Raw genomic sequence first — 23496 nt, 5'->3', positions numbered from 1 at the left:
CCACCTTCCACTACCCCACCAGCACTTTCTAACTCGACCTTGTACATACAGGGGCTTACTATGGTGATGTGAATAACGAAAATTTGACTCAAGAAGAGGCCGCTCTGCGGGCCCGTACTATCAGCGTTGATACCTACGATGTGCATGTTGATCTCACTCATGCCAGCTCTGATTTTGAAACTTATCCGGTTGCTACGACTGTTCGATTTACGGCGTCTGAGGGTGCTAGTACTTTTATTGACTACATTCATCAGTCGGTGGAGTCGGTGAAGCTGAACGGGGTGTCGCTGCCTGTTGATGAGGTGGTTGAGGGTTCCCGTATTGTCCTGCCGGGTTTGCAGGCGGAGAATACTCTCACTATCAAGGGCCGGTCGTACTTTAGCCGCTCGGGTGAGGGTCTGCACCGCTACATTGACCCGTCCGATGGCAAGATTTATCTCTACACCCAGTATGAGCCGGCGGATTGTCGTCGGGTTTTCCCGAATTTTGAGCAACCCGACCTCAAGGCTGTGTTTAACTTCCGTATTACGGCCCCTAAGAGCTGGGTGGTGAGCTCGAATGCTGAGCTGGACCGCGAAATTGATGACCCGTCAGATTCATCGATTTCTAAGCGTGTTTTCAAGCCGACTGCCCGTATTTCTACCTATATCACCGCTATTGTGGCGGGCGAGTACTTTACCGCTTTCGATACCTACACCCCGGCGTCCGCTGTTAATTCTGGGTCTATCCCCCTGGTTGCCTACTGCCGCCAGTCGCTCAAAGAGCATTTTGACTACCAGAACATCTTTGCCGTGACCAAGCAGGGCCTGGATTTCTTCCAGGACCTCTTTGACTACGCCTACCCCTACCCCAAGTACGAGCAGGCTTTTGTGCCGGAGTACAACTTGGGGGCAATGGAGAACCCCGGTTTGGTGACGTTTACCGAGGGGTATATTTTTGTCTCCGGCGCTGATGAGTCCCAGCTTGAGGGCCGGGCTAATGTGATTTGCCACGAGATGAGCCACATGTGGTTTGGTGACCTGGTTACCATGAAGTGGTGGAATGACCTGTGGCTCAAGGAGTCTTTTGCAGACTTCATGGGGCATCTGGGCGCTGCTGAGGCCAATGGCTATAAGGACGCCTGGGTCACCTTTGCGAATTCCCGTAAGGCCTGGGCTTACCGTCAGGATCAGCTGCCGACTACTCACCCGATTGTTGCGGATATCCCCCACCTTGAAGCTGCCCGTCAGAACTTTGACGGTATTACCTACGCCAAGGGTGCGAGCGCCCTGAAGCAGCTGGTTGCTTATGTTGGGTTTGATCAGTTTATTGAGGCTGCGCGGGTTTACTTTAAGCGGTTTGAGTGGGGTAATACGACTCTTGATGATTTCTTGGGTGTGCTCGATGAGGTCTCTGATCGTGATGTTCGTACTTGGGCTGAGGCGTGGTTGCAGACGAGTGGTTTGTCTGAGCTGTCGTGTGAGCGTGTGACCGGTGCTGATGGTTCTGTGCAGTTGGTGGTGCGTCAGCAGTTGCCTGTGGGTGTTCCGGCTGAGTTGGGGCGGCCGCATCTGTTGAAGATTGCCCTGTTCGCCTCTGAGGGCGGGCGTCTGGTGCCCACGGGTGTGGTGTCGGCTGATATTCCTGTGGGTCAGAATGAGGTGCTGGTTGGATTGACTGATCAGGAGCAGGCTCTTGTGGCTGCTGCTGATGTGGTTTTGCTCAATGCTGAGGATTTGACCTATGCGAAGGTTGCCCTGGCTGAGGCTGATGGGCTTGAGTTTGCTTTGAGTCAGGTGTCGTCGGTGGAGGATGCTCTGTCGCGCGGTCTGCTGTGGGGTAGCTTGTGGAATATGGTGCGTGATGGGAAGCTTGCTAGCCGCCGGTTTGTGTTGGCTGTGGGGCAGGCTGCGGCGGCTGAGCCGTCCGCTACCCTACTGTCGAATATTGTGGATCAGGCGCAGGCTGCGATTTCTTTGTACACTCCGGCGGGTGCTCGTGGTGAGCTGTGGGATGCCCTGTATGCTGCGCTGTCTGAGGCTCTTGCTGGTGCTGCGGAGGGTAGCGATGAGCAGTTGATTCTGGTGCGGGCGCTACTGTCTGTGTCGGCGCATTCGCAGCTGGGTCTTGAGTTCGCTCAGGATCTGGCGCGGGGTGCGAGCGCTCAGGTTGAGGGTTTTATTTCTGATGCTCCTGGTATGAGCTATAACCAGACGCTGGGTTGGAAGGCTTTGGGGGCTCTTGCGGTTCAGGACGCGGTGACCCAGCAGGAGCTGGAGGAGGCGCGGTCTTTCCGTCCTTCTGCTACGGCTGAGCGTGGCTATGCCTTTGCGACCGCCGCTCTGCCGGTGGCGGCTGCAAAGCAGGCCGCCTGGAACCTGGTGACTGAAGATATGGGCCTTTCTAATGAGTTGCTGTCAGCGACCGCTGCTGGTTTCCAGCATGGGCCAGAAGAGCTGCGTGTTGGTTATCGGGATGCTTTCTTTGAGCTTCTTGCCCCCACCTGGGCTGCACGTACCGGCGGTATGGCGACTCGTGTGATTCGTGGTCTCTACCCGGCGGTGGAGCTAGCTGAGGGTAACGCGGCGACTCACCCGGTCGTCCGCGCCACTGAGCGCTGGCTAGCCGAGCATGCGGACGCCCCCACCGCCCTGGTGCGACTGGTGCGGGAGCTGCTCGATGATGCCGTCCGCATCCTCAACGCTCAGGCCTATAACGCATCTGCCGCCGAAGAGGTGGCAGGTAACTAGGTCTTTACCTGGGAATCTACGCAGAAAGCCGGTTTTGGGGCGCAGCATTGCAAACCAAAACCGGCTTTTTCGTGAGAAGCTATAGAGAGTAACTTTTTGGGATAAGGAGCCTACTGTGACCGACTACGTACTGGGCGATCGCGGCACCGTGCAGGTCATCACCGATGACTACTACGATGCAGAAATTCTTCAGGTTTTTGAAGAACTCTTGATTGACCGTGAACGGGTTTGGAACGGTGAGGTTCGCCTTGTACCAGAGCCCGATAACCCCTACCAGCCCCAGGCCATTGCGGTCTATGCTGACGACCTTAAGCTGGGGCGTCTTTCTCCCGAGGACTCCGCTGCCTATTGGGGCCCGATTACCCGCGTTGTGGCCTCGGGCTACGATGCGGTGACCCGCATGCAGCTTTCTGCTGTTCTGCGCGGGGTCACCGGTGAAACCCACATCGAAAGCAGCGGCCAGCTCTCCCTGAGTGCCCCCGGTTCTCTCTTCCCCCTCAATAACGCCCCCACCCAGGCAACCCTGCTGCCCCAGGGGGCCTCCATGAAGGTGCTCGATGAGAAGGACCATTCCGAGTACCTGCACTCCATCCTGCCTCCCTCGGGTGAGGGCCGAGTGATTCTCTCCCTGGAGAACAACCAGATTAAGCACGCGGACGGGCGCGTGGTTGACTCTGTCGACGTCCTACACGACCGCAAGGTGGTGGGCCGCCTCTCCACCCAGATCTCCGAGCAGTTAGCCCCCGTCATCCGCTACGCCTACGAGCACGATAAGCTCACCAGCGCCTGGGGCACGATTCGCGGCAACTCCTTTGAGCTGTCCCTGACGGTGCAGGCCGTCCGCCCCTCTGAAATTCCCGCCGAGTGGTACCAGGAGCTCCCCAACTACCTGCCCGAGCTTCTACCGGCAGCACCCTCCTACGAGGTGCCCCCCGCCTACGTGCCGACCGAGGGTGAGGCGACCCGCAGCAACGCCCCCAAGAAGAAGCGTTCACTTATGCCCAGCCGTCCGGCCGCAAGCGAGCCCACTACCGTTGAAGCCAACGGAGCTGAAGCCGCAGAACCCACTACAGCGAACTCCCTGGGTTTACAGCGCATCTCTGTTCTCCTTGGGCTTGTCGGCGGGCTAATCCTGGTCACGGGCCTGGTTCTTGTCTTCTTCAAGCCCCTGCTCGGCATTTTAGGTATAGTGCTCGGCGCATCCGTAGCCTTCCTGGCTCTCTTCGTCGGTCGCGATAACAGCTATACCGAAGAAGAAGTATCTGCCGACCCGCTCGAACACTAGCATCAAGGTAAAAAGAAAATATAAAGGGAGCCCCACCAAACTGGTGGGGCTCCCCTTATATCCTCTGGCGAGGGGCTACCTGGGCTTAGTCAGAACCGTAGGTAGCAATGTAACTAGGCATGGTATCGGTCTGCAAGGCATATGATAGGGCGCTGGTTGCAGCGGCATCGAGGACCACGATGGACTGGCCGTCCCAGGACCAGCCGGTACCGGCATTCGACAGGGTCATGGAGACCAGCTGGGTATTACCGTTGGAAAGCACAGGCTGGGCAATACCCACGATGGCGGAAGGTGACAGACCCTGATCTACGCTCATGTAGGGTGAAACAGACTCAATGACCTGCAACAACTTACTAGCTGATGATAAAGCACCATCAGCCCTCAGCTTGTTATACACACCGCGCAGGAAGGCACGCTGATTTCGGACACGCTGGTAGTCACCGTCTGAGAAGCTGTAGCGTTCACGAACAAATTCAAGAGCTTGACTACCGTTCAGAGTTTGAGGCCCTGCAATAAAGGTATTATTCCCGGTTGAAAAGCTGAGGGGAACATCAACTGTAACTCCACCCAGGGTATCTACCAGGGCTTTAAAGCCCTGGAAGTCTATTTCAGCAACGTGATCCATCTGAATACCAAGAAGCTGCTCAATAGTAGCAACCTGTAGATCAATACCGCCGTAGTTCAGACCGGCATTTACCTTATGGGAGCCGTACCCGGGAATATTAACCCAGGTGTCACGCATGATTGAAATCAGGTAGGCAGCTGAGCCGTCTTCAGGAATGTGAAGCACCATGATGGTATCGGCACGGGCGCCAGAAACATGTAGCGCCTCAGCTCCGGTACGCTGGTCAGAACCCAGCAAAAGGATGTCAGTAGCAGCAGTGTTTACGGGACGGGCAGTGACGGCACCGCCTTCATAGATATCGAGGATACCGTTACCGTTAGCATCACCCTCAGTGATGTTATCTTTCCCTGAATCGTTAACGATTTTTGCTGAATCGACCAAAGCTTGCAGCTCATCACTGTGGGGGCTACTCACACTACCGTCCTCATTGGGCATGGCGTTATCAAAGGTCTCGGACTTATTCCAGGCCTTATTGATCATGAACAGGTAGCCGCCCACAGCGATAATCGGAATCAGCAGCAGAATGAGCAGGGTAATCCAGAGGGCTTTTTTGCTTTTCTTCTTTTTAGGTTCTTCGTGAGCCTCGACGGACACGGTACCTCCCTAACTAATCTCAAAAGGGGCGTACCCACCCGGCAAAAGGGTGCGGTACGCGGAGTGAATCGAACCCAATTCTACGCAGTAAACCTACAAAAACACCCCGTAACGCGTGATAAATCACGGTCACGGGGTGTGATATTAAGCCTGAATAGACTGGCTGTAAACTTAGGCCTTCTTGCCGAAGTTTGCGAAGCGAGCGTTGAAGCGCTCAACACGACCAGCGGCGTCCATGATGCGCTGCTTGCCGGTGTAGAAGGGGTGTGAAGCTGATGAGATTTCAACTTCTACGAGGGGGTACTCGTTGCCGTCTTCCCACTTTTCGGTCTTCTGAGAAGTCATGGTTGACTTGGTCAGGAAGGTCTCGCCTGATGCGAGGTCGCGGAAGAGAACGTAGTTGTATTCAGGGTGGATGCCAGCCTGCATGATATTTACCTTCTTCGTGCCCTGGATTTTGCCAGTGCATATCTTGTTGCTACCGGGGCGGGTGCCTACCGGTGGTTGCGGTTTACAACCGAGGAACTACTCTACCATCTTTGGGCGGGTTTCCCAGAAGGCAACGGCTGAGGCGGCCGCTACATTGAGGGAATCAACCCCGTGGCTCATGGGAATCATGACGGTGTGCTGGGTAGCTGCCAGGGTGGACTTTGCCAGCCCGTGCCCCTCGGTGCCCAAAATCAGAGCTAGTTTCTCATCGTTGCGGTTAGCCAGTTCGGTCAGGCTCAAAGAATCCTCTTCTAAGGCGAGCGCGGCGGTGGTGAAGCCCGCTGCGTGCAGGGTGTCGAGGGCGCCGGGCCAGGAGTCCAGTCTGGCCCAGGGTACTTGGAAGACGGTTCCCATGGAGACGCGGATTGAACGCCGGTAGAGCGGGTCAGCGCAGCGCGGGGTCACCAGCACCAGGTCGACGTCGAGGGCGGCTGCCGAGCGGAAGATAGCGCCCACGTTGGTGTGGTCAACGATATCTTCTAGGATCGCAACGCGCCGCACCCCCTCAAGCAGGGTTTGTAAGGGAACAGGTTCGGGCCTAGCCATGGCGGCCAGGGCCCCGCGGTGCAGGGCAAAGCCGGTGACCTGCTCCAGCTCGTCCTCGCTTCCCACATAGACGGGCACCTCGGGGTACTCCTGCAACACGTCAATGAGGTCGTCGGCCCATTTTTCGCTCATGAGAAATGAGAGAGGCCGGTGCCCGGCGGCGAGCGCCCGACGGATTACCTTGGAGGATTCTGCGATGTAGATTCCCCATTCGGGTTCTTTGATGGAGCGCAGTTTGACGTCGGTGAGGTGGGTGTAGAAGCGGGTGGCCTCGCTCGGGGCTGTGCTGAGCGGACGCGTGTTGGGCAGGGCGGTGACGCGGGCTGAGCGTTCTGCCAGCTGCTCGGGGGTGAGTTGTTTGGGTTTCATGCTTGGGAGCTAGCGGGCGAAGGCTGAGTAGCGGCCGGACTCGTGAATGGTCAGGTCGAGGTCGAGGCCGTAGGTGGCTGAGACGTTGGCCTGGGTGAGGGTTTCTTCGATGGGGCCTGCTGCTACGATTTCGCCTTCGCGCAGGAGTAGGGCGTGGGTGAAGCCTGCGGGGATTTCTTCGAGGTGGTGGGTGACCAGGATGGTGGCGGGGGCGTAGGGGTCGAGGGCCAGGTGGGTGAGGCGCTTGACCAGGTCTTCGCGGCCTGCGATGTCCATGCCGGCGCCGGGTTCATCGAGAATCAGCATTTCGGGGTCGGTCATGAGGGCGCGGGCGATGAGCACGCGCTTTTTTTCGCCCTCAGACAGGGTGCCGAAGGGGCGGTCAGCTAGGTGGGCTACCCCCCAGTCGTCGAGCAGGGCCTTGCCCTGGTTGTCGTCGAAGGAGTCGTATTCTTCGTTCCAGCGGCCTGCTACGCCGTAGGCTGCGGTGATGACGACATCGAGCACGGTTTCGTTGCCGGGGATTTGGGCTGCCATGGGGGCTGATGAGAGGCCGATGCGGGGGCGTAGTTCAAAAACGTCGACGGCGCCGAGGATTTCGTCGAGGATGTCGACTTCGCCGCGGGTGGGGTGCAGGCGGGCTGCTGCGATGGAGAGCAGGGTAGTTTTGCCCGCGCCGTTGGGGCCAAGGACGACCCAGCGTTCGCCTTCTTCGACAGACCAGGTGATGTTGTGGATGAGGTTCTTACCGCTTCGTGAGACAGTAACCTTATTAAGTTCAAGAACTGATGCCATGGTTCACAACTTTAGTAGATAATGGTGCCTATGAGTACTTCTGTGAATATTGTTGCTATTTCTCGTGCGGACGCCCCCCTGATTGCTACCGAGGAGCAGCTGGTTGCTGCACTGCAGGCGGTTGAGGGCCTGGAGCTTGAGTCCGGTCTTCTAATGGATGTTCCTGCCTCCCGCGTAGAGCGGGAAGCTGAGGGGCCAGCCTATTTGGTTTATCTGGCTTCTGCGCAGTGGGAGCGTGGCGGAGTAGAGGACGCCCGCGGTGCCCTAGGTCTGCTCGATGGACCGCGCTCGCTGGGTTTTGACCTGAATGTGGTACCCGCTGAGCTAGCCAATGATGAGAAGAAGCTGCTCATCATGGATGTCGATTCCACCCTGATCCGCCAGGAGGTTATTGACGAGCTGGCAGCTGCGGCAGGACGCGGCGCTGAGGTTGCTGAGGTCACCGAACGCGCTATGCGGGGAGAGCTAGACTTTGAGGCCTCCCTGCGTGAGCGGGTTGCTACCCTTGCTGGTCTCGATGAGTCAGTAATCGACGAGGTAGCTTCTCAGGTGCTCTACTCCCCCGGTGCCACCAAGCTGGTTGAGGTTTTCCTGGCTGCCGGCCACGAGGTCTGCGTGGTCTCGGGCGGGTTTGTGCAGGTTCTTTCCCCGCTGGCGGGCTACCTGAATCTTTCCAAGGCGCGCGCCAACGTCCTTGACATCATCGAGGGTAAGCTGACCGGCAAGGTCACCGGCGAGATCATTACCGGTGAGGTCAAGAAGGAGTCGCTGAAGGAGTGGGCCAAGGAGTTCGATATCAAGTCCTCCCAGACCATTGCCGTGGGCGACGGTGCCAACGATGTGCTCATGATCCTTGAGGCGGAGCTGGGCGTTGCGTTCAACGCCAAGACTGCCCTGCTTGAGGTCGCCGACGCCCAGATCAACACCCTGCGACTGGACGCGGTACGCCACTTCGCTGGGCTCTAAAGATTTGCGGGGCACTGCCCGCACGCTATAGGTAAAGGACGCTGGTAGGTGGCTACCAGCGTCCTTTTACGTTTGAAGGGTTAGGTTTCGCAGGCTCGCAGCGAAGCTGCTGGCTCGGATGAAGTGAGCGGGTGCGTCAGCACACAAGAGCGAACGGAATCCGCCGTTAGGCGGGGCGTGAATCGCTTGTGAGCGTCAGCGAACCAGCGAGAGGGTCGGCAGCGAGCGCGAGCCTGCGAAATCTTGTGATGCTAAGGCTACTTGATGAAGCCGCCTGCGCCGCCGACCAGCTCGATGTGGCCAGTTTCAACGTCGGCAGTTACCATCTTGGCAACTTCCTGGGCGAACTCGTTGACGGTGTAGAGTTTGCCGGCTTCTTCGCGGCGGGCCTCAATGGCGCCGGGGTGCAGGCGGTTGAGCAGGGCCGCGGTGACGGTACCCTCAATCATGTCGGCGGAGACAACCACCAGGGAGATGCCCTTTTCGGTGAGGGCGGGGATTTCTGCTAGCAGGGCGTCCTCGCCGGCGCGCTTGGACTCAGCAACCGGCTTGTACTCGGGCATGGTCTCTACTTCGCGGATGAAGTGGGCCTGGTGGCTGGTCACAAAGACGATACGGCCACCCTCGGGCATCTTTTCAGCTGCCAGGCGGGCCAGGCGCAGCTGGGAGTCGCGGTTGAGCACCATGGCGTAGTCGTCGGGCATGCCGGCCTCCATGCCGCCAGAGGCGTTGAGAATGAGGTAGTCCAGGGAGCCGAAGTTCTCGATGGCAGCCTCTACCAGGGCGGTGGCATCCTCAGCCTTGGTCACGTCGCCCTGTACGGCAACGGCCTTACCACCGGCTTCTTCAATGGCGGCAACAACCTTGGTGGCACGGGGTGCCTTGGAGCGGTAGTTGACGATGATGTTGGCTCCCTGGGCGGCAAGAATCTGGGCGGTATCTGCGCCCACGCCGCGGGAGGAACCGGTAATGATAATGGTCTTGTTCTGAAGTGACATTCTTAGTCCTTATTAGCGCTGTATAAATGATTTGTTTAGGTAGCAGTGGGCGGTAGCTCCCCGGCAGCCGACTGGCTGGGGCTGGCATGAATCGCCTGTGAGCGATAGCGAACCGGCGAGAAGGTTAGTCGGCAGAGGGGAGCTACCGCCCTTCGCTGGCACACACCGCCCAGGCTGTATTAGTGCCCCATGCCCAGGCCGCCGTCTACTGGAATGACGGCACCTGAGATGTACCCTGCGGCGTCGGAGGCGAGGAAGAGGGCTACGTCGGCGATTTCTTTGGGTTCGGCGAAGCGGCGGGCGGGGATGGAGTCGGTGTACTGCTTTTTGAGGTCGTCGGAGAGTTCTTCGGTCATGTCGGTTTTGATGAAGCCGGGGGCGATGACGTTAGCGGTGATATTGCGGGCGCCGAGTTCGCGGGTGATGGAGCGGGCCATGCCGACGAGGCCTGCCTTGGAGGCGGAGTAGTTGACCTGGCCGGGGTTGCCGTAGAGGCCGACGACGGAGGAGATGAAGATGATGCGGCCGCCCTTGTTTTTGAGTAGGCCCTTGGTGGCGCGCTGGGCGACGCGGAAGGCGCCGGTGAGGTTGGTGTCGATGACGGAGGTGAAGTCGTCTTCTTTCATGCGCATGAGCAGGGTGTCTTTGGTGATTCCTGCGTTGGCGATGACGACGCCGACGGGGCCGAATTCTGCTTCGACGGCGGTGAAGGCTGCGTCGATGGAGGCTGAGTCGGTGACGTCTGCTTTGACGGCGAAGAAGTCGGCGGGGGGTTCGCCGCTGCGGTAGGTGATGGCGACGTTGTAGCCGGCTTTTTTGAATTCGGTGGCGATGGCGTGGCCGATGCCGCGGTTGCCGCCGGTGATGAGTACGGTGGGGTTGGTCATTGTTTCACCTTGTTGTGGGGTTTTGTTCCTGCCCCTATCTTACGCTCTTGAGAAAAAAGTGGTGGTTTGTTCAAGTAGGCGCGTGTTATTTGGCCTGGCGGGTTTGGTTAGGGGGTCGGGCGGGGTGTGTGTGCGAGGGGTAGACTGGTGGGGTGAGTTTGAGCCTGTGTGAGGAGGGTACCGGTGGCGCAGAAGTATTGGACTGCTGAGGATTTAGAGGCTGCCGGGTATTCTTCGGGCGATTCTGAGGTTTTTGAGATTACGGACGCTGCTGAGCGGCAGTCGGTGGGGGTTAGTTCGCGGGCTAAGGTGTATGCCTTCAAGATGTTTTTGCGCATTGTTTTTATTATTGCTGCGGTGATGGTGGACGGTGTGTGGCAGTGGGTGTGCCTGGCGGCGGCTGCGATTATTCCTTGGACGGCTGTGGTGGTGGCTAACGGTGAGGCTAAGCAGGGTGGTGGCGGTTTTTCTGCCATGCTGCCACCGGAGCAGCAGGCTGCTATTGAGGCGGCTCAGGCTGATCGGGCGGCTCGTGCCGCTGCAGCTGAGGGGGCGGACGCCGGTGGGCCAGCTGGTAGCCGCACCCAGGCGAGCGCTCACCCGGCAGATTCTGCGGCTGAGGGTTCTGGTGATCCGGTGATTATTGATGGTGAAGTGGTTTTTGATGAGGACGGTAAGGAGTAGCGGGTGGATATTTTAGGTTCTTTGAATCAGGGGCAGGCCGATGGTAGTGGCCAGGGGCCTGAGTTTGTGAAGTGTAGCCGTAAGGGCTGCCAGGAGCAGGCTCGTTTTGAGGTGCTGTGGAATAACCCGAAGGTGCATGCCCCGGAGCGGCTCAAGAGCTGGGCGGCCTGTGAGGAGCACGTGCAGTATTTGCAGGATTTTTTGGTGGCGCGTAGTTTTTGGAAGCAGACTGTCCCTCTGGGATAGGGTGGTTGCTTGTGAAGAAATACGGTTTTTTGCTCTCTGGTAAGTGGGTTGGCCTGTTTGTGCTGACGGTGGTCGCCTCGCTGGTGTGCCTGTATTTGGCGAGCTGGCAGATGAGCCGCAAGGAGGCGCTTGATTTTTCGAATGAGCGTATTTCGCAGAACTATGATGCCGCTCCCCTGGATTTTGCGGACGATTCTAGCCTGTTTGCGTCCGCTCATTCTGAGCTGCGCTGGCAGCCGGTGACCATGACCGGCGAGTACCTGAGTGAGCACCAGTTGCTGGTGCGCAATCGGCCCTATAACGGGTTGAACGGGTATGAGGTGCTGGTGCCTTTCCAGACCGATCAGGGCCATATTGTGGTGGTTAACCGCGGCTGGATGGAGGCTGCGTTTGGGGATGCCGGTTCGACGGCTTCTCCGGTGCCTGCTCCCCCGGCTGGGCAGGTAACGATTACGGTGCGTCTGGTGGAGGGTGAGATTGACACGGGTGCTTCATCGGTGGATGGGCAGATTAGCAGTATTGACCTTCCCGAGGTTGCTGAGGTGACCGGTCTTGATGTCGATACGGTCAACTACGGTGTGATGGCTTCTGAGAGCCCGGCTCCGGCAAGCGCCCCGATTGTCAAGGATAAGCCGGAGGAAGATTACGGGCCGAACCTGTCGTATTCGGTGCAGTGGTACTGTTTTGCGGCCATGTTCTATATTGCTTATTTCTGGTCTGCCCGCCAGAAGGTGCGTAACGATGAGCTCGATGCGCAGGTTGCCGCTGAGCTTGAGGCTTATTTTGGTCAGTTCTACGATGCTGATGGCACGTATATCGGCGATGAGGACGAAGAGGTGGTACGCCGCCGCATGGAGTTTGTGGATGATATGCCCGCGCATATGAAGTCCATTGTGCGCCCTAAGGCCCCTAAGCGCAGTAAGAAGATTACCGATGAAGAGGTGGAGGACGCCCTGCTCGATGAGCAGCTCTACCGCTAGGCTTTGTGGGTGATTGAGAAAAGAAAATGCTCCCCTCCACCGCTTCAGGTGGAGGGGAGCATTTTCTTGAGCTGCTTGCTGTGCTACTGGGTTTTTTCTACCTCGTGGGTAAAGACCACTCCGTCGTCGGTGAAGTGGTCGATCATGGCCAGGGAGTAGACGTCGTAGCCGCGGTCGCGGAATTCTTTGCCGCCGCCCTGAAAGACCTTTTCGATGGCGATACCGATGCCGGCTACCTGGGCCCCGCCCTGTTCGCAGAGGTGGGTTAGGCCGTGCAGGGCCTGGCCGTTGGCGAGGAAGTCATCGATGATCAGGATGCGGTCTTCGGGGGTGACAAAACGCTTGTCGATGCGGATGTCATACTCGATTTTCTTGGTGTACGAGAAGACCTTGGAGTGGTAGGTGTCGGTGGAGAGGGTTTTGGAGGAAATCTTCTTGGCAAAGACCATGGGCACGCCCAGGTGCAGGGCGGCGGTCATGGCCATAGAGATGCCGGAGACTTCGAGGGTGAGGACGCGGGTGATACCGGCGTCCTTGAAATGCTCGGCGAAGTCGCGGCCCATGTCCATCATGAGCTGGGGGTCGACCTGGTGGTTGACGAACTGGTCGACTTTGAGGATGTTGCCGGGCAGGATGCGGCCGTCGCGGCGGATGCGGTCTTCGAGGAGTTTCATGCTGTTTTCTTCTTTCGGTCTACCAGGATGATGTTGAGTAGCAGGGCTGCCAGGGTTCCGGTGGAGATGCCGGAGGAGAGAATCATCTGCAGGGCGGTGGGCAGGTTGGCGAGCATGTCGGGGCGCACGGTCACGCCAATACCCAGGGCGAAGGCCACCGAGACGATGAGCAGTTCGCGGTCGCCCAGTTCGATGGTGGTGAGGGTTTTGATGCCCTGGGCTGCGACCAGACCGAACATGATGACGCCTGCACCACCCAAGACGGGCTGGGGCATCACGGAAATCAGGGCTGAGAGCTTGGGGAAGACGCCGAGGATAGCCAGGATAATACCCGCGGTGATCATGACGCGGCGCGAGGCTACCTTGGTGAGGGTAATCAGCCCGACGTTCTGGGAGAAGGCGGTGTTGGGGCCCGCGCCGAAAGCACCTGCCAAAGCTGAGCCGACGCCGTCCGCAAGCACACCGTTAGAGACTCTCTTGCTGTTGAGCTTGGCGCCGGAGGCCTGGCCGATAGCCATCATGATGCCGACCGTTCCGATGGTGGAGACGATATAGGCGGGGACGAAGGCCAGGGTGGAGGCCAGATCAAAGTGCAGGCCGTAGGCGAAGATGTTGGGCAGGGCGAACCAGGCGGCGTCTGAGACGACGGATAGGTCAACTAGGCCCAGGGGAATGCAGACCAGGTAGCCGACGACCATGCCGATAAAGACGGCGGCAGCGCGCAGAATACCGCGGCCAAAGTGGGCGATTGCGAGGGTGAGGGCCATGACGCCGAAGGCGATGGTGAGGTTCTGCAGGGAGCCGTAGTCTTCGGAGCCCGCGCCGCCTGCTGCCCAGTCCATGGAGACCGGTAGCAGGGTGATACCGATGAGGGCCACTACGGTGCCGGTAATCAGCGGCGGGAAGAAGCGCATCAGGGGCTTAATGAAGCGGGAGAGCACAATCTCAACTAGTGAGGCGCTGATGGTGGCGGCCACGATTCCGGCCATGCCGAACTGGGAGCCAACCGCGATGGTGGGGTTGACGAAGGTGAAGTCGGTGCCCATCATGCCGGGCACGCGAGCGCCCACGGGGCCGATGCCGCGGGACTGGATGAAGGTGGTGAGGCCCGCAACGAAGATGGAGGCGCTGACCATCAGTGAGGTTTGGGCGACGTTAAAGCCGAGGGCGGTGCAGACGACCAGGGGTACTGCGATGATTCCGGCGAAGGCTGCCAGGATGTGTTGGAGCGCTAGCAGGATAGAGACACCGAGGGGTGGGGTGTCGTCGATCTGGTAGAGCATGTCGGTTGAAGTTTCAGCAGGGGTCTGGGGTTCTGACCCTTGGGTATGTTGGTTCAACGAAGGACTTTCGGTATGTAGTTGTGGTGGGTGTAAGGACGCTCGCCCCCGGCAGGGCTGCCGGGGCGGGTGGTCCTAGTTTTAGTCTACGCTTCTTGCTCGCTCTGGGCGAACAATCCCCCGGTTTTGCCTACTCCGTGACCACCGGCGTCCTTTTAGAACAAATATTCGAAATTATGTTAAAGTGGTGCTTTCACTTCCAGAGGATTATTCATAAGGATCGCACCATCATGATGGGTTATTCCCACTCCATTAGCGCAGCAGCAGCCTGGCTAGCCCTCAACGAGGCGGGAGTCTTGGGCATTGACGACCCCACCACCCTGGCCGTCACTACCCTAGCGGCTGCCGGTGCGGGCATGCTCCCCGATATTGATCACCATAACGGCACCATCGCCCACTCGATTCCGCCGGTCAGTCGCTGGGTTGCCCTGCTGGTGGGGCGGCTCTCGGGCGGCCACCGCAAGGGAACCCATTCTCTGGTTGGCCTAGCAGCCTTTTGGGCCCTGGCCTTTTTTGCCGACCGCCTGACCTACGCGGGCATCCCCGTCCTGGCCCTGGCTCTAGCCGGTTTTGCTGGCGGCCTGGCCCTGCGCACCTTCAAGGCACCGGGAGGCTGGCTGGGGGCGCTCGCGGTTATTGCCGGAACCATCTATACCGATTCACTGGCCCTGATGCCCTGGGCGGTTCTTACCGGGGCAACCGCCCACATTCTGGGTGATGCCCTGACCACCCGCGGGGTTAACCCCTTCTGGCCCGTCACCATCAAGCCCGTAGTGCCCAGCAAACTCTGGCGCAAGAGCGGCTACATGGCCCTGCCTATCCTGGGCGATGCTGGCTCAGCCCGCGAGAACTTCCTCACCGCCGCCCTGACCGTCTATATCGGGGTCTACATCCTGGCCTTTTTTGGTTTCCTCACCAGCTACCCTACCCAGCTGATCAGCGGCTTCTTCACAGGAGCCTAAGACTTCAGGCAAAGACAGGGGCCCGGCACCGTATGGTGCCGGGCCCCTGTCTTTCACCCGTGTATCACTTCTATGTAGTCACTCATTGAAGTGGGGTGGGAAGGAAAACAAAAATATATCCGTGCCGCTGAGGCGAACGATGTTTAGTCTTCGGTCCAGAAAACGTCGACCTCTACGCCCTCTTCAGCGATTTCGGGGTAACGTACGTCGTGTGATTCCAGCATAGAATCATCCTTTCAAGGTTCGGCCCAACGTCGGTGTTGGATTTGTGTGCCGCCTCATCGGTGAGGCGGTGTTCTTGAGGTGTAGCTGGGGAAGATTGGCTTCCGAAGCTGGTATTTACTCTACGCCGACTGGCCCACCCTGCACTAGCAAAATAGGACCGTTATCATTTCGTGACCTTTGTTTGGGAACAAAAAACCCACGAAACACACAGGCCTTTTTCGTAGAGTGTGGTGGCCCCAACAGTGGGCTTGCGTAAGAAACAGACACACAAGCCTATTTGTACGGACCAAAGAAGGGGTGTCGATACAAGACCGCCCCGCCCGGTCAGCTACCGGGCGGGGCGGGCGTCCGCTCATTCCTGCCTAAGCCAGGGAGATGAGGTCCTGGTATTCCTTGCTCCACAAATCTTCTACCGCATCGGGCAGCAGTAGCACGCGCTCGGGATCCAGCGCCTCAACCGCCCCCTCATCGTGGGAGACCATCACAATAGCCCCCTGGTAGTTCTTCAGGGCATTCAGGATTTCTTCGCGGGAGGCCGGGTCGAGGTTATTGGTGGGCTCATCGAGCAGCAGAACATTGGCGGACGAGGCCACCAGGGTTGCCAGCGACAGGCGGGTTTTCTCACCGCCGGAGAGCACGCCTGCGGGCTTATCGACATCGTCCCCCGAGAAGAGGAAGGAGCCGAGAATGGTGCGGACGCGGGTGTCATCAAGGTCGGGGGCCGCTGACTTCATGTTCTCAAAGACGGTGCGGTCGTGATCCAGAATCTCGTGTTCCTGGGCAAAGTAGCCCACCTTGGCCCCGTGGCCGTAGATGACCTCGCCGGTATCGGGCTGGGTGCTCTTAGCCAGCATGCGCAGCAGGGTGGTCTTACCGGCGCCGTTAAAGCCCAGCACCACCACGCGCGAGCCGCGGTCAATGGCCAAATCCACGTCGGTGAAAATTTCGAGGGAGCCATAGCTCTTGGACAGCCCCGTCGCCGACAGGGGCGTCTTGCCACAGGGGGCAGGGTCGGGGAAGCGAATCGCGGCCACCTTATCGACCTGGCGCTCTTCTTCCAGCCCGCGCATGAGCTTTTCGGCGCGCTTGATCATCTGCTGGGCTGCAACCGCCTTGGTTGCCTTGGCGCGCATCTTGTTGGCCTGCTCCATCAGGGCCGAGGCCTTTTTCTGGGCGTTGGCGCGCTCGCGCTTGCGGCGGGCCTCGTCCTGCTCGCGCTGCAGCAGGTAGTTCTTCCAGCCCATGTTGTAGATATCGATGACGCAGCGGTTGGCATCCAGGTAGAAGACCTTGTTGACCACCAGTTCCATCAGTTCCACGTCGTGGGAGATGACCAGGATGCCGCCCTGGTAGTTCTTCAAAAACTCGCGCAGCCAGACTACCGAGTCGGCGTCCAGGTGGTTGGTGGGCTCATCGAGCAGCATGGTGTCTGCGTTGGCAAAGAGAATGCGGGCCAGTTCGACGCGGCGGCGCTGACCACCGGAGAGGGTGGACAGGGGCTGGTTGAGGACGCGCTCGGGCAGGTCGAGGTTGGCGGTGATGGTTGCCGCCTCGGACTCAGCGGCATAACCGCCACCGGCAATAAACTCAGCCTCTAAGCGGTCGTAGCGGCGCATGCCCTTGGCATGCTCTGCCGGGTCTTCACTGGCCATCATTTCTTGAGCTTGGCGCATTTTGCGGGCCACCCCGTCCAGGCCGCGGGCCGAGAAGATCCGGTCCTTGGCCAGCTGGGTCATGTCATCGACCTTGGGGTCCTGGGGCAGGTAGCCGATGGTGCCGCCGCGGGTGACGGTACCGTCTGCGGGCAGGGTGAGCCCGGCCAGCACCTTGGTCATGGTGGTTTTACCGGCGCCGTTTCGGCCCACGAGACCGACCTTATCACCCTTATCAATGCGGAAGGTGACGTCCTCCATGAGTAGGCGAGCGCCAGCTCGCAGTTCGAGGTTGTTGACTGACAGCACGGGTCTACTGCTCCTAAGGTAAGGGGTGGATGGCCAGCTTTCTATCTTACCGCCCCGGTGTGGTGCTGGTCGATGTTGGAAGGGCCACCGGGGCGTTGGTTCGAGCTGGCGTCACAGAAGTGAAAGAAAGGCGGAGTTTTTGAACGGTGTTCAAAACCTGTTTATAGTAGTGGGCATGACATCATCACAGACTTCCGCGCGCCCGGCGCGCGCCGCTGCCAATCCCGGTCGCGATCTGGCTCTTATCGCTGTTTTTGCCGCTTTTATTACCGTATGCGCCCTGCTGCCCGCTATTCCGGTGGGTCCGGCCGCTGTTCCGATTACCCTCCAGACCCTGGCGATTTACATCGCAGCTCTGACCTTAGGTGGCACCCGCGCTGCTCTTGCCGTCACCCTGTATGTCGTCGCTGGCCTGATTGGCCTTCCGGTTTTCTCTGGGGGTAAGGGCGGCTTCGGCACTATTGTCTCCCCCTCCTTTGGCTACCTGCTGGGCTTTATTCCCGGTGCCCTGATTACCGGCGGGCTTGCCTACGCAGCCCTGCGCCGCCGCATGAGCGGGCCCGGGCTGTTTGGCGCTTTTGTGGTGGCTGTACTGGCAGGTTTTGCCATCATCCAGGTCTTTGGCGTTGCCGGCATGATGATCAACGCCGACCTTGAACTGGGTGCTGCCGTTGCCGCTGCCCTGATTTACATCCCCGGCGATCTCATTAAGTGCCTGGTAGCCGTGCTGGTTGCCCTGGCTGTGCACCGGGCCTTCCCCACCCTGGCCCGCCGCTAGGTACGATAGAGCCCGTGTTTTTTTCTCGCTCTTCACGCGCAAGCGCTGCAAGCCCGTCGACCCAATTTTCGGACGACGGGCTGCTTGCCACCCGCTCAGCCACCGTAACCGTTGACACCGGCACCAGCGACCGCACCCTCTTACACAACATCACCGTGGAGCTCTCTACCCCGCGTACCGCAGTGCTCGGCCTCAATGGCTCGGGCAAGTCAACCTTCCTACGACTCTTCAACGGGCTCTCCCAGCTCACCTCGGGCGAGGTCACCGTCCACGGGGTGAGCGTGAGCGAGCATCTACCTGCGGTGCGCTCGCGGGTGGGTATGCTCTTTTCAGACCCCGGCGCCCAGCTGGTGATGCCGACGGGGGTTGAGGATGTCGAGCTCTCCCTTCAGCACATCAAGGGCAAGGACGCCCGCCGCGCCGCTGCTCTGGAGGCCCTTGCTGAGCGAGGGGTTGAGCACCGCGCTTTTGACTCTGTCTATAACCTCTCAGGCGGTGAAAAGCAGTTGACCGCCCTAGCTGCTGTACTTGCAGTGAACCCTAAGGTTCTACTTTTAGATGAACCCACAACGCTTTTAGACCTCAAGAATAGGTTAAGACTATTTGACCTGCTCGATTCCCTTCCCCAGCAGCAGGTCATCTCCACCCACGACCTTGACCTGGCAGCAACCTGCGATGAGGCAATCGTCATCCACGAGGGCCGCCTGCTGGCGCAGGGGCCAGCGGCAGACGTCCTGGCAGATTACCAGCACTGGTGTGCCACGGACTTCCCAGCCCCACCTGAACCTGCTGACCCCCAACGTCCCGGGGGGCAGGTGTGAACATTGCCAACCAGCTCTTTGGCATCTACCAGCCCCTTAGCACCCCGGTGCACCGGGCACCCCTGTGGGCTAAAGGCGTCTTTATTCTTCTGCTGGGCATCTCCCTGGCAGCTACCAGCCACTGGGGGTTTGGCCTTGCGGCCCTCGCGCTGGTGCTAGCTCTTGGGGCCCTGGCAAAAATTCCCTGGCGCACCTGGGTACAATCCCTGGCTTCTCTTTCCTGGTTGCTGGCAATTCTGTTGGTCTACTACCTGGTCAGCAGCAAGCTAGAGTCGGGGGCGGACGTCCTACTGACCCTACTCACCATGATTGCAGCTTCAAAGGTGCTGCTGTGGTCGACCCCTATGCCGGTCTTGATTGACGGGTTTATCTGGCTGTGCACCCCCCTGAAGTGGGTGGGTGGCTCCCCTGAGCGGGTGGGGCTGGCTCTGGCCCTGATGGTGCGTTCTATCCCGGTGATTATGGATAGCTGGCAGCTGATTCAGGCGGCGGTGGCCGCCCGCGGGATCAAGGTCGCCCAGTTCCGGCTTTTCATTCCCCTAGTGATTGCCACGGTAGCCTATGCCCACGAAACCGGCGACGCCCTGGCCGCCCGGGGCCTTGACCGGTAAAGAATCTAGGCAAGCTCAGCCAAGAGGGGCATAATAGAAAGGACGAAGGTGCAGAGATGCACCTTTTTTCTTTGACGAAAACGCCCTAGGATTCCATGAAAATCACCCAATTTATTCACCGGCGAGAATGGTTACTCGTCCTGGTGGCGGTGCTGTCCATCGTGGCTCAGGTCTACCTTGACCTCAAGGTACCCGAGTACATGGAAAACATCACCCTCACCATCTCAACGCCCGGGTCCGAACTCAGGGACGTCGTCTCAGACGGAACCCTTATGCTGGCAGCCGCCCTGGCCTCTATGGTCTGTGCCATTATCACCGGCTTCTGCACCGCAATTTTCGGTACCACCCTAGCCCGGCGTATGCGGGCCGGGGTCTACAACAAAACCTTTGACCTCTCCAGTGCAGAAGTTAATCACATCGGCACCGACAGCCTCATCACCCGCTCCACCAACGATGTCACCCAGGTGCAGATGTTTGTGGTCATGGGCCTGCAGATGAGCATTAAGGCCCCCATCATGGCGGTCTGGGCTAGCTCCAAAATCGCTACCCAGTCGCTGACCTGGACCATCCCTACCGGGATCGCCGTCCTTGCCACCCTGCTGGTGTTGGGCGTCGCCATGGGCCTGGCCATCCCCCGCATGATGCGCATGCAGAAAATCACCGACCGTCTCAACCGGGTGACCCGCGAGCACCTGACCGGTTTGCGCGTCATTCGGGCCTACACCACCGGGGACTTCCACGAAGAGCGCTTTGAAGAGGTCAACACCGACCTGCGCAACACCACCCTCTTCGTCAACTCCACCATGGCCTTCATCATGCCCCTGCTGACCGCCATCATGACGGGCCTGTCCCTCTCCATCTATGTGCTGGGTGCTGTGCTGATTGACGGCACCGCCGACCTAACCGAGCGCGTCACCCTCTTTGGGCAGATGGTGGTCTTCTCCACCTACGCCCTGCAGGTGGTCACCAGCTTCATGATGATGACCGTCATCTTTGTCATGGGCCCGCGAGCCCTAGTTGCCTGGCGTCGTATCCGCGAGGTGCTCTCCACCGAGCCTGCGATTGTGGACGGCGGGGCGAGCGCTGGGGTTGCCCCGGCAGGTTCCCTGGAGTTTAGGGACGTGTCCTTCCGCTACCCGGAGGCCGATGGGGACGCCCTGCATTCAATTTCCTTTACGGCTGCCCCGGGTGAGACCGTGGCGATTATTGGCTCGACCGGCTCGGGCAAGTCGACCCTGGTGAATCTGATTCCGCGTTTTGCCGATGTGCGCGAGGGATCGGTGCTGGTGGACGGTGTTGATGTGCGTAACTGGAACCAGAAGGACTTGCGCGCCCGTCTGGCCTATGTGCCTCAAAAGAGTGTGCTCTTCTCGGGCTCGGTTGCCTCTAACCTGGCCCTGGGTGAGGGCCTGCGCCAGGTGACCGCTGAGGACGTGGTGGCGGCAGCTCATGCAGCTGCGGCAGCTGAGTTCGTGGGCAAGAAGGAGGACGGCTACGCCTCGGTGGTTGCCCAGAACGGTAAGAATTTCTCTGGTGGTCAGCGGCAGCGCCTGTCGATGGCTCGGGCCTTTGCCCGCGGCGGGGAGATTATGATTTTTGATGATTCCTTCTCGGCCCTGGATTATAAGACCGAACGGGATATCCGCAGTCAGCTCAAGAACTCCGCCAAGGGGGCGACCATCGTGGTGGTGGCCCAGCGTATCGGTACGGTACGGGAGGCCGATAAGATTCTGGTGCTTGATAAGGGCCGCCTGGTCGGCTCCGGCACCCACGAGGAACTCTTGGCCAGCAACGAGGTCTACCAGGATATTGCCCTGTCCCAGCTCTCTGAGGAGGAACTTCGCTCATGAGCCAGTCACCAGTTTTTACCCCCGAAGAGCTAGAGTCAGCCCGCAGGGGTCTTGAGTCTGCAGGCCAGCTGCGCGATAGCCAGCTGAAAAGCGAGAAGGGAGGGCGTCCCGGAGGTCACGGCGGGCCCGGCGGGCCGCCGCGCCACGCCCTGCCGGGGCAGGCGTCCGCCCCCTTTAAACAAACTATAGGTAAGTTGCTTGCCTACCTGCGCCCAGTGCTGCCCGGCATGATTGTTGCCATTGTGGCTGCCGTTATCGGGGTGGTTCTTACCATTGTTGCCCCGCAGTTCCTCTCGGCAATCACCGATGAGATTCAGAAGGGCTTCACCGGCCAGCTGGATATGGGTGAAATCTACCGACTGATGTGGATCTCTATCGGCATGTTGGTGGCCTCCCTGCTCCTGAGCCTGGTGGAGGGGCAGATTATGGCCCGCTCAACCGTCTGGGTATCGCGCTCCATGCGCCACGACCTAGACCGCAAAATCGACCGACTCCCCCTGGCCTACATGGACAAGGGTTCCACCGGCGACACCCTCTCGCGCGTGACCAACGACGTCGACACCCTGCAGCAGACCCTCAACAACTCCCTGGCTACCACCATTACCGGTGTGGTCACTCTGGTTGGCTCAGCCGTCATGATGTTTGTGACCGACTGGCGCATGGCCCTCGCCGCTATTGCCGCCTCCCTGCTCGGCATTGTGGCCTCCGGCTTCGTGCTGGCCCGCAGCCAGAAGTACTTCGTGGCCCAGCAGCAGCTCCTCGGTAAGCTCAACGGCCACATCGAAGAAACCCTGAGCGGCCACTCCATGATTCGCGCCTACAACGGTGAAACCGCCGCCCGCGCCGAATTTGCCGACCGCAACACCGACCTCTACCAGGTGGCCTGGAAGTCCATGTTCTTCTCGGGCCTCATGTTCCCCCTCATGGGTTTCATCGGCAACCTGGGCTATGTGGTGGTCTGCGTTGTCGGTGCCGCCCTGGTGCTGAACAACACCATCACCTTCGGCGTCATCGTCGCCTTCATCGTCTACGTCCGCCTCTTCACCAACCCCCTGGGCCAGCTCGCCCAGTCGGCTACCTCCCTGCAATCGGCGGCGGCTGCGGGCGCTCGCGTCTTTGAGTTCTTGGAGGCCGAGGAGCTCGCGGACGAGTCCACCAAGAGCACTCCCCTGCCCCAGCCCGTGCGCGGCGCTGTGGACTTTGAGAACGTGCGGTTCAGCTACGAGCCGGGCAAGGAGATTATCCACGGCTTTACCGCCTCAGTGGCTCCCGGCCAGAAGGTGGCGATTGTGGGCCCAACCGGGGCCGGTAAGACCACCCTGGTCAACCTGCTCATGCGCTTCTACGAGCTCGACTCGGGGCAGATTCGCATTGACGGGGTGCCCACCACCGACCTGACCCGCGAACAGGTGGACTCCCTCTTTGCCATGGTGTTGCAAGATACCTGGCTCTTTGAGGGCACCCTGCGGGAGAACGTGGTCTACGGGGCTAGGGAGGTCAGCCAGGAGAGGCTTGATGAGGTGATGGCCTCGGTGGGCCTGGACGAGCTGGTATCGCAGCTGCACGACGGGTACGACACGGTACTGACCGACCAGACCCAGCTTTCTGCCGGGCAGAAGCAGCTGGTCACGATTGCCCGCGCCATGGTGGCTCAGAAACCCCTGCTGATTCTGGATGAGGCTACCTCGTCGGTCGATACCCGCACTGAGCTGCTGATTGCCCGGGCCCTGGGTCAGCTGGCAGTGGGTAAGACCTCCTTCGTGATTGCCCACCGTCTCTCGACCATCAGGGATGCCGACGTCATTTTCGCTATGCGCGACGGCGACATTGTCGAATCCGGCTCCCACGCTGAGCTGCTGGAGCGCGGCGGCTTCTACGCCGAGCTCTACAACTCGCAGTTCGCGGAGGCGGACGAGTAGGGAGGGCGGAGCAGGCCCCTGCTCACGCCCGCCCCCCAAGGGGACCTGATTTCCAAAAAGGGACCGCATAATGTGCGGTCCCTTTTAGGTTTTGAGGTCCCCTTCCAAGCGCTGACCAGGCTAAAATATGTGTGATTGCACCTACACCTTCTCGCACAGTCA

At 59.5% G+C, this 23496-nt stretch carries 21 protein-coding genes; 12 read left to right on the top strand and 9 right to left on the bottom strand.

Going from position 1 to position 23496, the window contains the following annotated elements; all coding sequences use genetic code 11:
- Window positions 1-68: 68 nt before the first annotated feature.
- Together pepN and L6758_RS01790 are read left to right on the top strand one after the other, a co-directional pair.
- Window positions 69-2729 (top strand): aminopeptidase N, encoded by a 2661-nt coding sequence (gene pepN / locus L6758_RS01795; protein ID WP_237204925.1) that lies wholly within the window; start codon window positions 69-71, stop codon window positions 2727-2729.
- 115 nt (window positions 2730-2844) lie between these two features.
- A complete protein-coding gene (locus tag L6758_RS01790) occupies window positions 2845-4014 on the top strand; it encodes an HIRAN domain-containing protein (protein WP_237204924.1) in 1170 nt (389 codons plus the stop codon).
- Window positions 4015-4099: 85 nt separating this feature from the next.
- Here L6758_RS01790 and L6758_RS01785 read toward each other — a convergent pair whose 3' ends face one another.
- From L6758_RS01785 to L6758_RS01770, 4 genes are all read right to left on the bottom strand, one after another.
- Window positions 4100-5233 carry an LCP family protein gene (locus L6758_RS01785; RefSeq protein ID WP_237204923.1) on the bottom strand — a complete coding sequence of 378 codons (1134 nt, stop codon included), beginning with the start codon at window positions 5231-5233 and terminating at the stop codon, window positions 4100-4102.
- Window positions 5234-5404: 171 nt separating this feature from the next.
- A complete protein-coding gene (locus L6758_RS01780; RefSeq protein WP_083091002.1) occupies window positions 5405-5662 on the bottom strand; it encodes a type B 50S ribosomal protein L31 in 258 nt (85 codons plus the stop codon).
- A 96-nt stretch (window positions 5663-5758) separates the two neighbouring features.
- Window positions 5759-6637 carry a TrmH family RNA methyltransferase gene (locus L6758_RS01775; RefSeq protein WP_237204922.1) on the bottom strand — a complete coding sequence of 293 codons (879 nt, stop codon included), beginning with the start codon at window positions 6635-6637 and terminating at the stop codon, window positions 5759-5761.
- Window positions 6638-6646: 9 nt separating this feature from the next.
- Window positions 6647-7432, bottom strand: coding sequence for an ABC transporter ATP-binding protein (locus tag L6758_RS01770; protein WP_237185651.1), 786 nt, complete (start codon window positions 7430-7432; stop codon window positions 6647-6649).
- Window positions 7433-7462: 30 nt separating this feature from the next.
- Between L6758_RS01770 and serB the strand changes: the two genes are divergently transcribed.
- Window positions 7463-8398 carry a phosphoserine phosphatase SerB gene (gene serB, locus L6758_RS01765; protein ID WP_237204921.1) on the top strand — a complete coding sequence of 312 codons (936 nt, stop codon included), beginning with the start codon at window positions 7463-7465 and terminating at the stop codon, window positions 8396-8398.
- Between the two features lie 257 nt (window positions 8399-8655).
- Here the strand turns inward: serB and L6758_RS01760 are convergent, their stop codons facing one another.
- A complete protein-coding gene (locus L6758_RS01760; protein WP_237204920.1) occupies window positions 8656-9396 on the bottom strand; it encodes an SDR family oxidoreductase in 741 nt (246 codons plus the stop codon).
- A 179-nt stretch (window positions 9397-9575) separates the two neighbouring features.
- Complete coding sequence (locus L6758_RS01755; RefSeq protein ID WP_185172948.1) at window positions 9576-10283, bottom strand: beta-ketoacyl-ACP reductase; 708 nt, start codon at window positions 10281-10283, stop codon at window positions 9576-9578.
- 183 nt (window positions 10284-10466) lie between these two features.
- Between L6758_RS01755 and L6758_RS01750 the strand changes: the two genes are divergently transcribed.
- From L6758_RS01750 to L6758_RS01740, 3 genes are read left to right on the top strand one after another with little or no spacing between them, the layout of a single operon-like run.
- On the top strand, window positions 10467-10967 hold the full coding sequence (locus L6758_RS01750; protein WP_237204919.1) for a DUF3099 domain-containing protein: 501 nt from the start codon (window positions 10467-10469) through the stop codon (window positions 10965-10967).
- 3 nt (window positions 10968-10970) lie between these two features.
- Window positions 10971-11213, top strand: coding sequence for an acetone carboxylase (locus L6758_RS01745; protein ID WP_237195938.1), 243 nt, complete (start codon window positions 10971-10973; stop codon window positions 11211-11213).
- Window positions 11214-11224: 11 nt separating this feature from the next.
- A complete protein-coding gene (locus L6758_RS01740) occupies window positions 11225-12193 on the top strand; it encodes an SURF1 family cytochrome oxidase biogenesis protein (protein WP_237204918.1) in 969 nt (322 codons plus the stop codon).
- Between the two features lie 83 nt (window positions 12194-12276).
- Here L6758_RS01740 and L6758_RS01735 read toward each other — a convergent pair whose 3' ends face one another.
- Together L6758_RS01735 and L6758_RS01730 are read right to left on the bottom strand one after the other, a co-directional pair.
- Entirely contained in the window at window positions 12277-12867 is a 591-nt protein-coding gene (locus L6758_RS01735) for a xanthine phosphoribosyltransferase (RefSeq protein WP_237185644.1), read from the bottom strand.
- On the bottom strand, window positions 12864-14207 hold the full coding sequence (locus L6758_RS01730) for a nucleobase:cation symporter-2 family protein (RefSeq protein WP_237204917.1): 1344 nt from the start codon (window positions 14205-14207) through the stop codon (window positions 12864-12866). Before L6758_RS01730 ends, L6758_RS01735 begins: the two co-directional genes overlap by 4 nt.
- A 230-nt stretch (window positions 14208-14437) precedes the next feature.
- Here L6758_RS01730 and L6758_RS01725 point away from each other — a divergent pair, with 230 nt between their 5' ends.
- Window positions 14438-15169, top strand: coding sequence for a metal-dependent hydrolase (locus L6758_RS01725; RefSeq protein WP_237204916.1), 732 nt, complete (start codon window positions 14438-14440; stop codon window positions 15167-15169).
- Between the two features lie 587 nt (window positions 15170-15756).
- Here the strand turns inward: L6758_RS01725 and abc-f are convergent.
- Complete coding sequence (gene abc-f, locus L6758_RS01720) at window positions 15757-17355, bottom strand: ribosomal protection-like ABC-F family protein (RefSeq protein WP_237204915.1); 1599 nt, start codon at window positions 17353-17355, stop codon at window positions 15757-15759.
- 175 nt (window positions 17356-17530) lie between these two features.
- Between abc-f and L6758_RS01715 the strand changes: the two genes are divergently transcribed.
- The 5 genes from L6758_RS01715 (at window position 17531) to L6758_RS01695 (ending at window position 23334) form a co-directional block, all read left to right on the top strand.
- Window positions 17531-18133 carry a biotin transporter BioY gene (locus tag L6758_RS01715; RefSeq protein WP_237204914.1) on the top strand — a complete coding sequence of 201 codons (603 nt, stop codon included), beginning with the start codon at window positions 17531-17533 and terminating at the stop codon, window positions 18131-18133.
- Window positions 18134-18147: 14 nt separating this feature from the next.
- The gene (locus tag L6758_RS01710) at window positions 18148-18954 is read left to right on the top strand and encodes an energy-coupling factor ABC transporter ATP-binding protein (protein ID WP_237199044.1); all 807 of its coding nucleotides are present in this window, start codon (window positions 18148-18150) and stop codon (window positions 18952-18954) included.
- The gene (locus L6758_RS01705; protein WP_237199043.1) at window positions 18951-19565 is read left to right on the top strand and encodes an energy-coupling factor transporter transmembrane component T family protein; all 615 of its coding nucleotides are present in this window, start codon (window positions 18951-18953) and stop codon (window positions 19563-19565) included. Before L6758_RS01710 ends, L6758_RS01705 begins: the two co-directional genes overlap by 4 nt.
- A gap of 95 nt (window positions 19566-19660) precedes the next feature.
- The gene (locus L6758_RS01700; RefSeq protein ID WP_237199042.1) at window positions 19661-21415 is read left to right on the top strand and encodes an ABC transporter ATP-binding protein; all 1755 of its coding nucleotides are present in this window, start codon (window positions 19661-19663) and stop codon (window positions 21413-21415) included.
- Entirely contained in the window at window positions 21412-23334 is a 1923-nt protein-coding gene (locus L6758_RS01695) for an ABC transporter ATP-binding protein (protein ID WP_237204913.1), read from the top strand. The genes L6758_RS01700 and L6758_RS01695 overlap by 4 nt, the downstream gene beginning before the upstream one ends.
- The last annotated feature ends 162 nt before the right edge of the window (window positions 23335-23496 follow it).

The organism is Rothia nasimurium (genome assembly GCF_928382285.1).
Taxonomy (GTDB): Bacteria; Actinomycetota; Actinomycetes; order Actinomycetales; family Micrococcaceae; genus Rothia; species Rothia nasimurium_E.
Note: the sequence above shows the minus strand (reverse complement) of the source record. Positions and strands in the feature narration are given on the sequence as shown.

Excerpts from the sequence above, each read along its gene's own strand:
- L6758_RS01725 (WP_237204916.1), top strand. The coding sequence starts at position 14,438 with ATGATGGGTTATTCCCACTCCATTAGCGCAGCAGCAGCCTGGCTAGCC.
- serB (WP_237204921.1), top strand. The coding sequence starts at position 7,463 with ATGAGTACTTCTGTGAATATTGTTGCTATTTCTCGTGCGGACGCCCCC.
- L6758_RS01735 (WP_237185644.1), bottom strand. The coding sequence starts at position 12,867 with ATGAAACTCCTCGAAGACCGCATCCGCCGCGACGGCCGCATCCTGCCC.
- L6758_RS01780 (WP_083091002.1), bottom strand. The coding sequence starts at position 5,662 with ATGCAGGCTGGCATCCACCCTGAATACAACTACGTTCTCTTCCGCGAC.
- L6758_RS01695 (WP_237204913.1), top strand. The coding sequence starts at position 21,412 with ATGAGCCAGTCACCAGTTTTTACCCCCGAAGAGCTAGAGTCAGCCCGC.
- L6758_RS01775 (WP_237204922.1), bottom strand. The coding sequence starts at position 6,637 with ATGAAACCCAAACAACTCACCCCCGAGCAGCTGGCAGAACGCTCAGCC.
- L6758_RS01770 (WP_237185651.1), bottom strand. The coding sequence starts at position 7,432 with ATGGCATCAGTTCTTGAACTTAATAAGGTTACTGTCTCACGAAGCGGT.
- L6758_RS01700 (WP_237199042.1), top strand. The coding sequence starts at position 19,661 with ATGAAAATCACCCAATTTATTCACCGGCGAGAATGGTTACTCGTCCTG.
- L6758_RS01755 (WP_185172948.1), bottom strand. The coding sequence starts at position 10,283 with ATGACCAACCCCACCGTACTCATCACCGGCGGCAACCGCGGCATCGGC.
- L6758_RS01715 (WP_237204914.1), top strand. The coding sequence starts at position 17,531 with ATGACATCATCACAGACTTCCGCGCGCCCGGCGCGCGCCGCTGCCAAT.
- L6758_RS01760 (WP_237204920.1), bottom strand. The coding sequence starts at position 9,396 with ATGTCACTTCAGAACAAGACCATTATCATTACCGGTTCCTCCCGCGGC.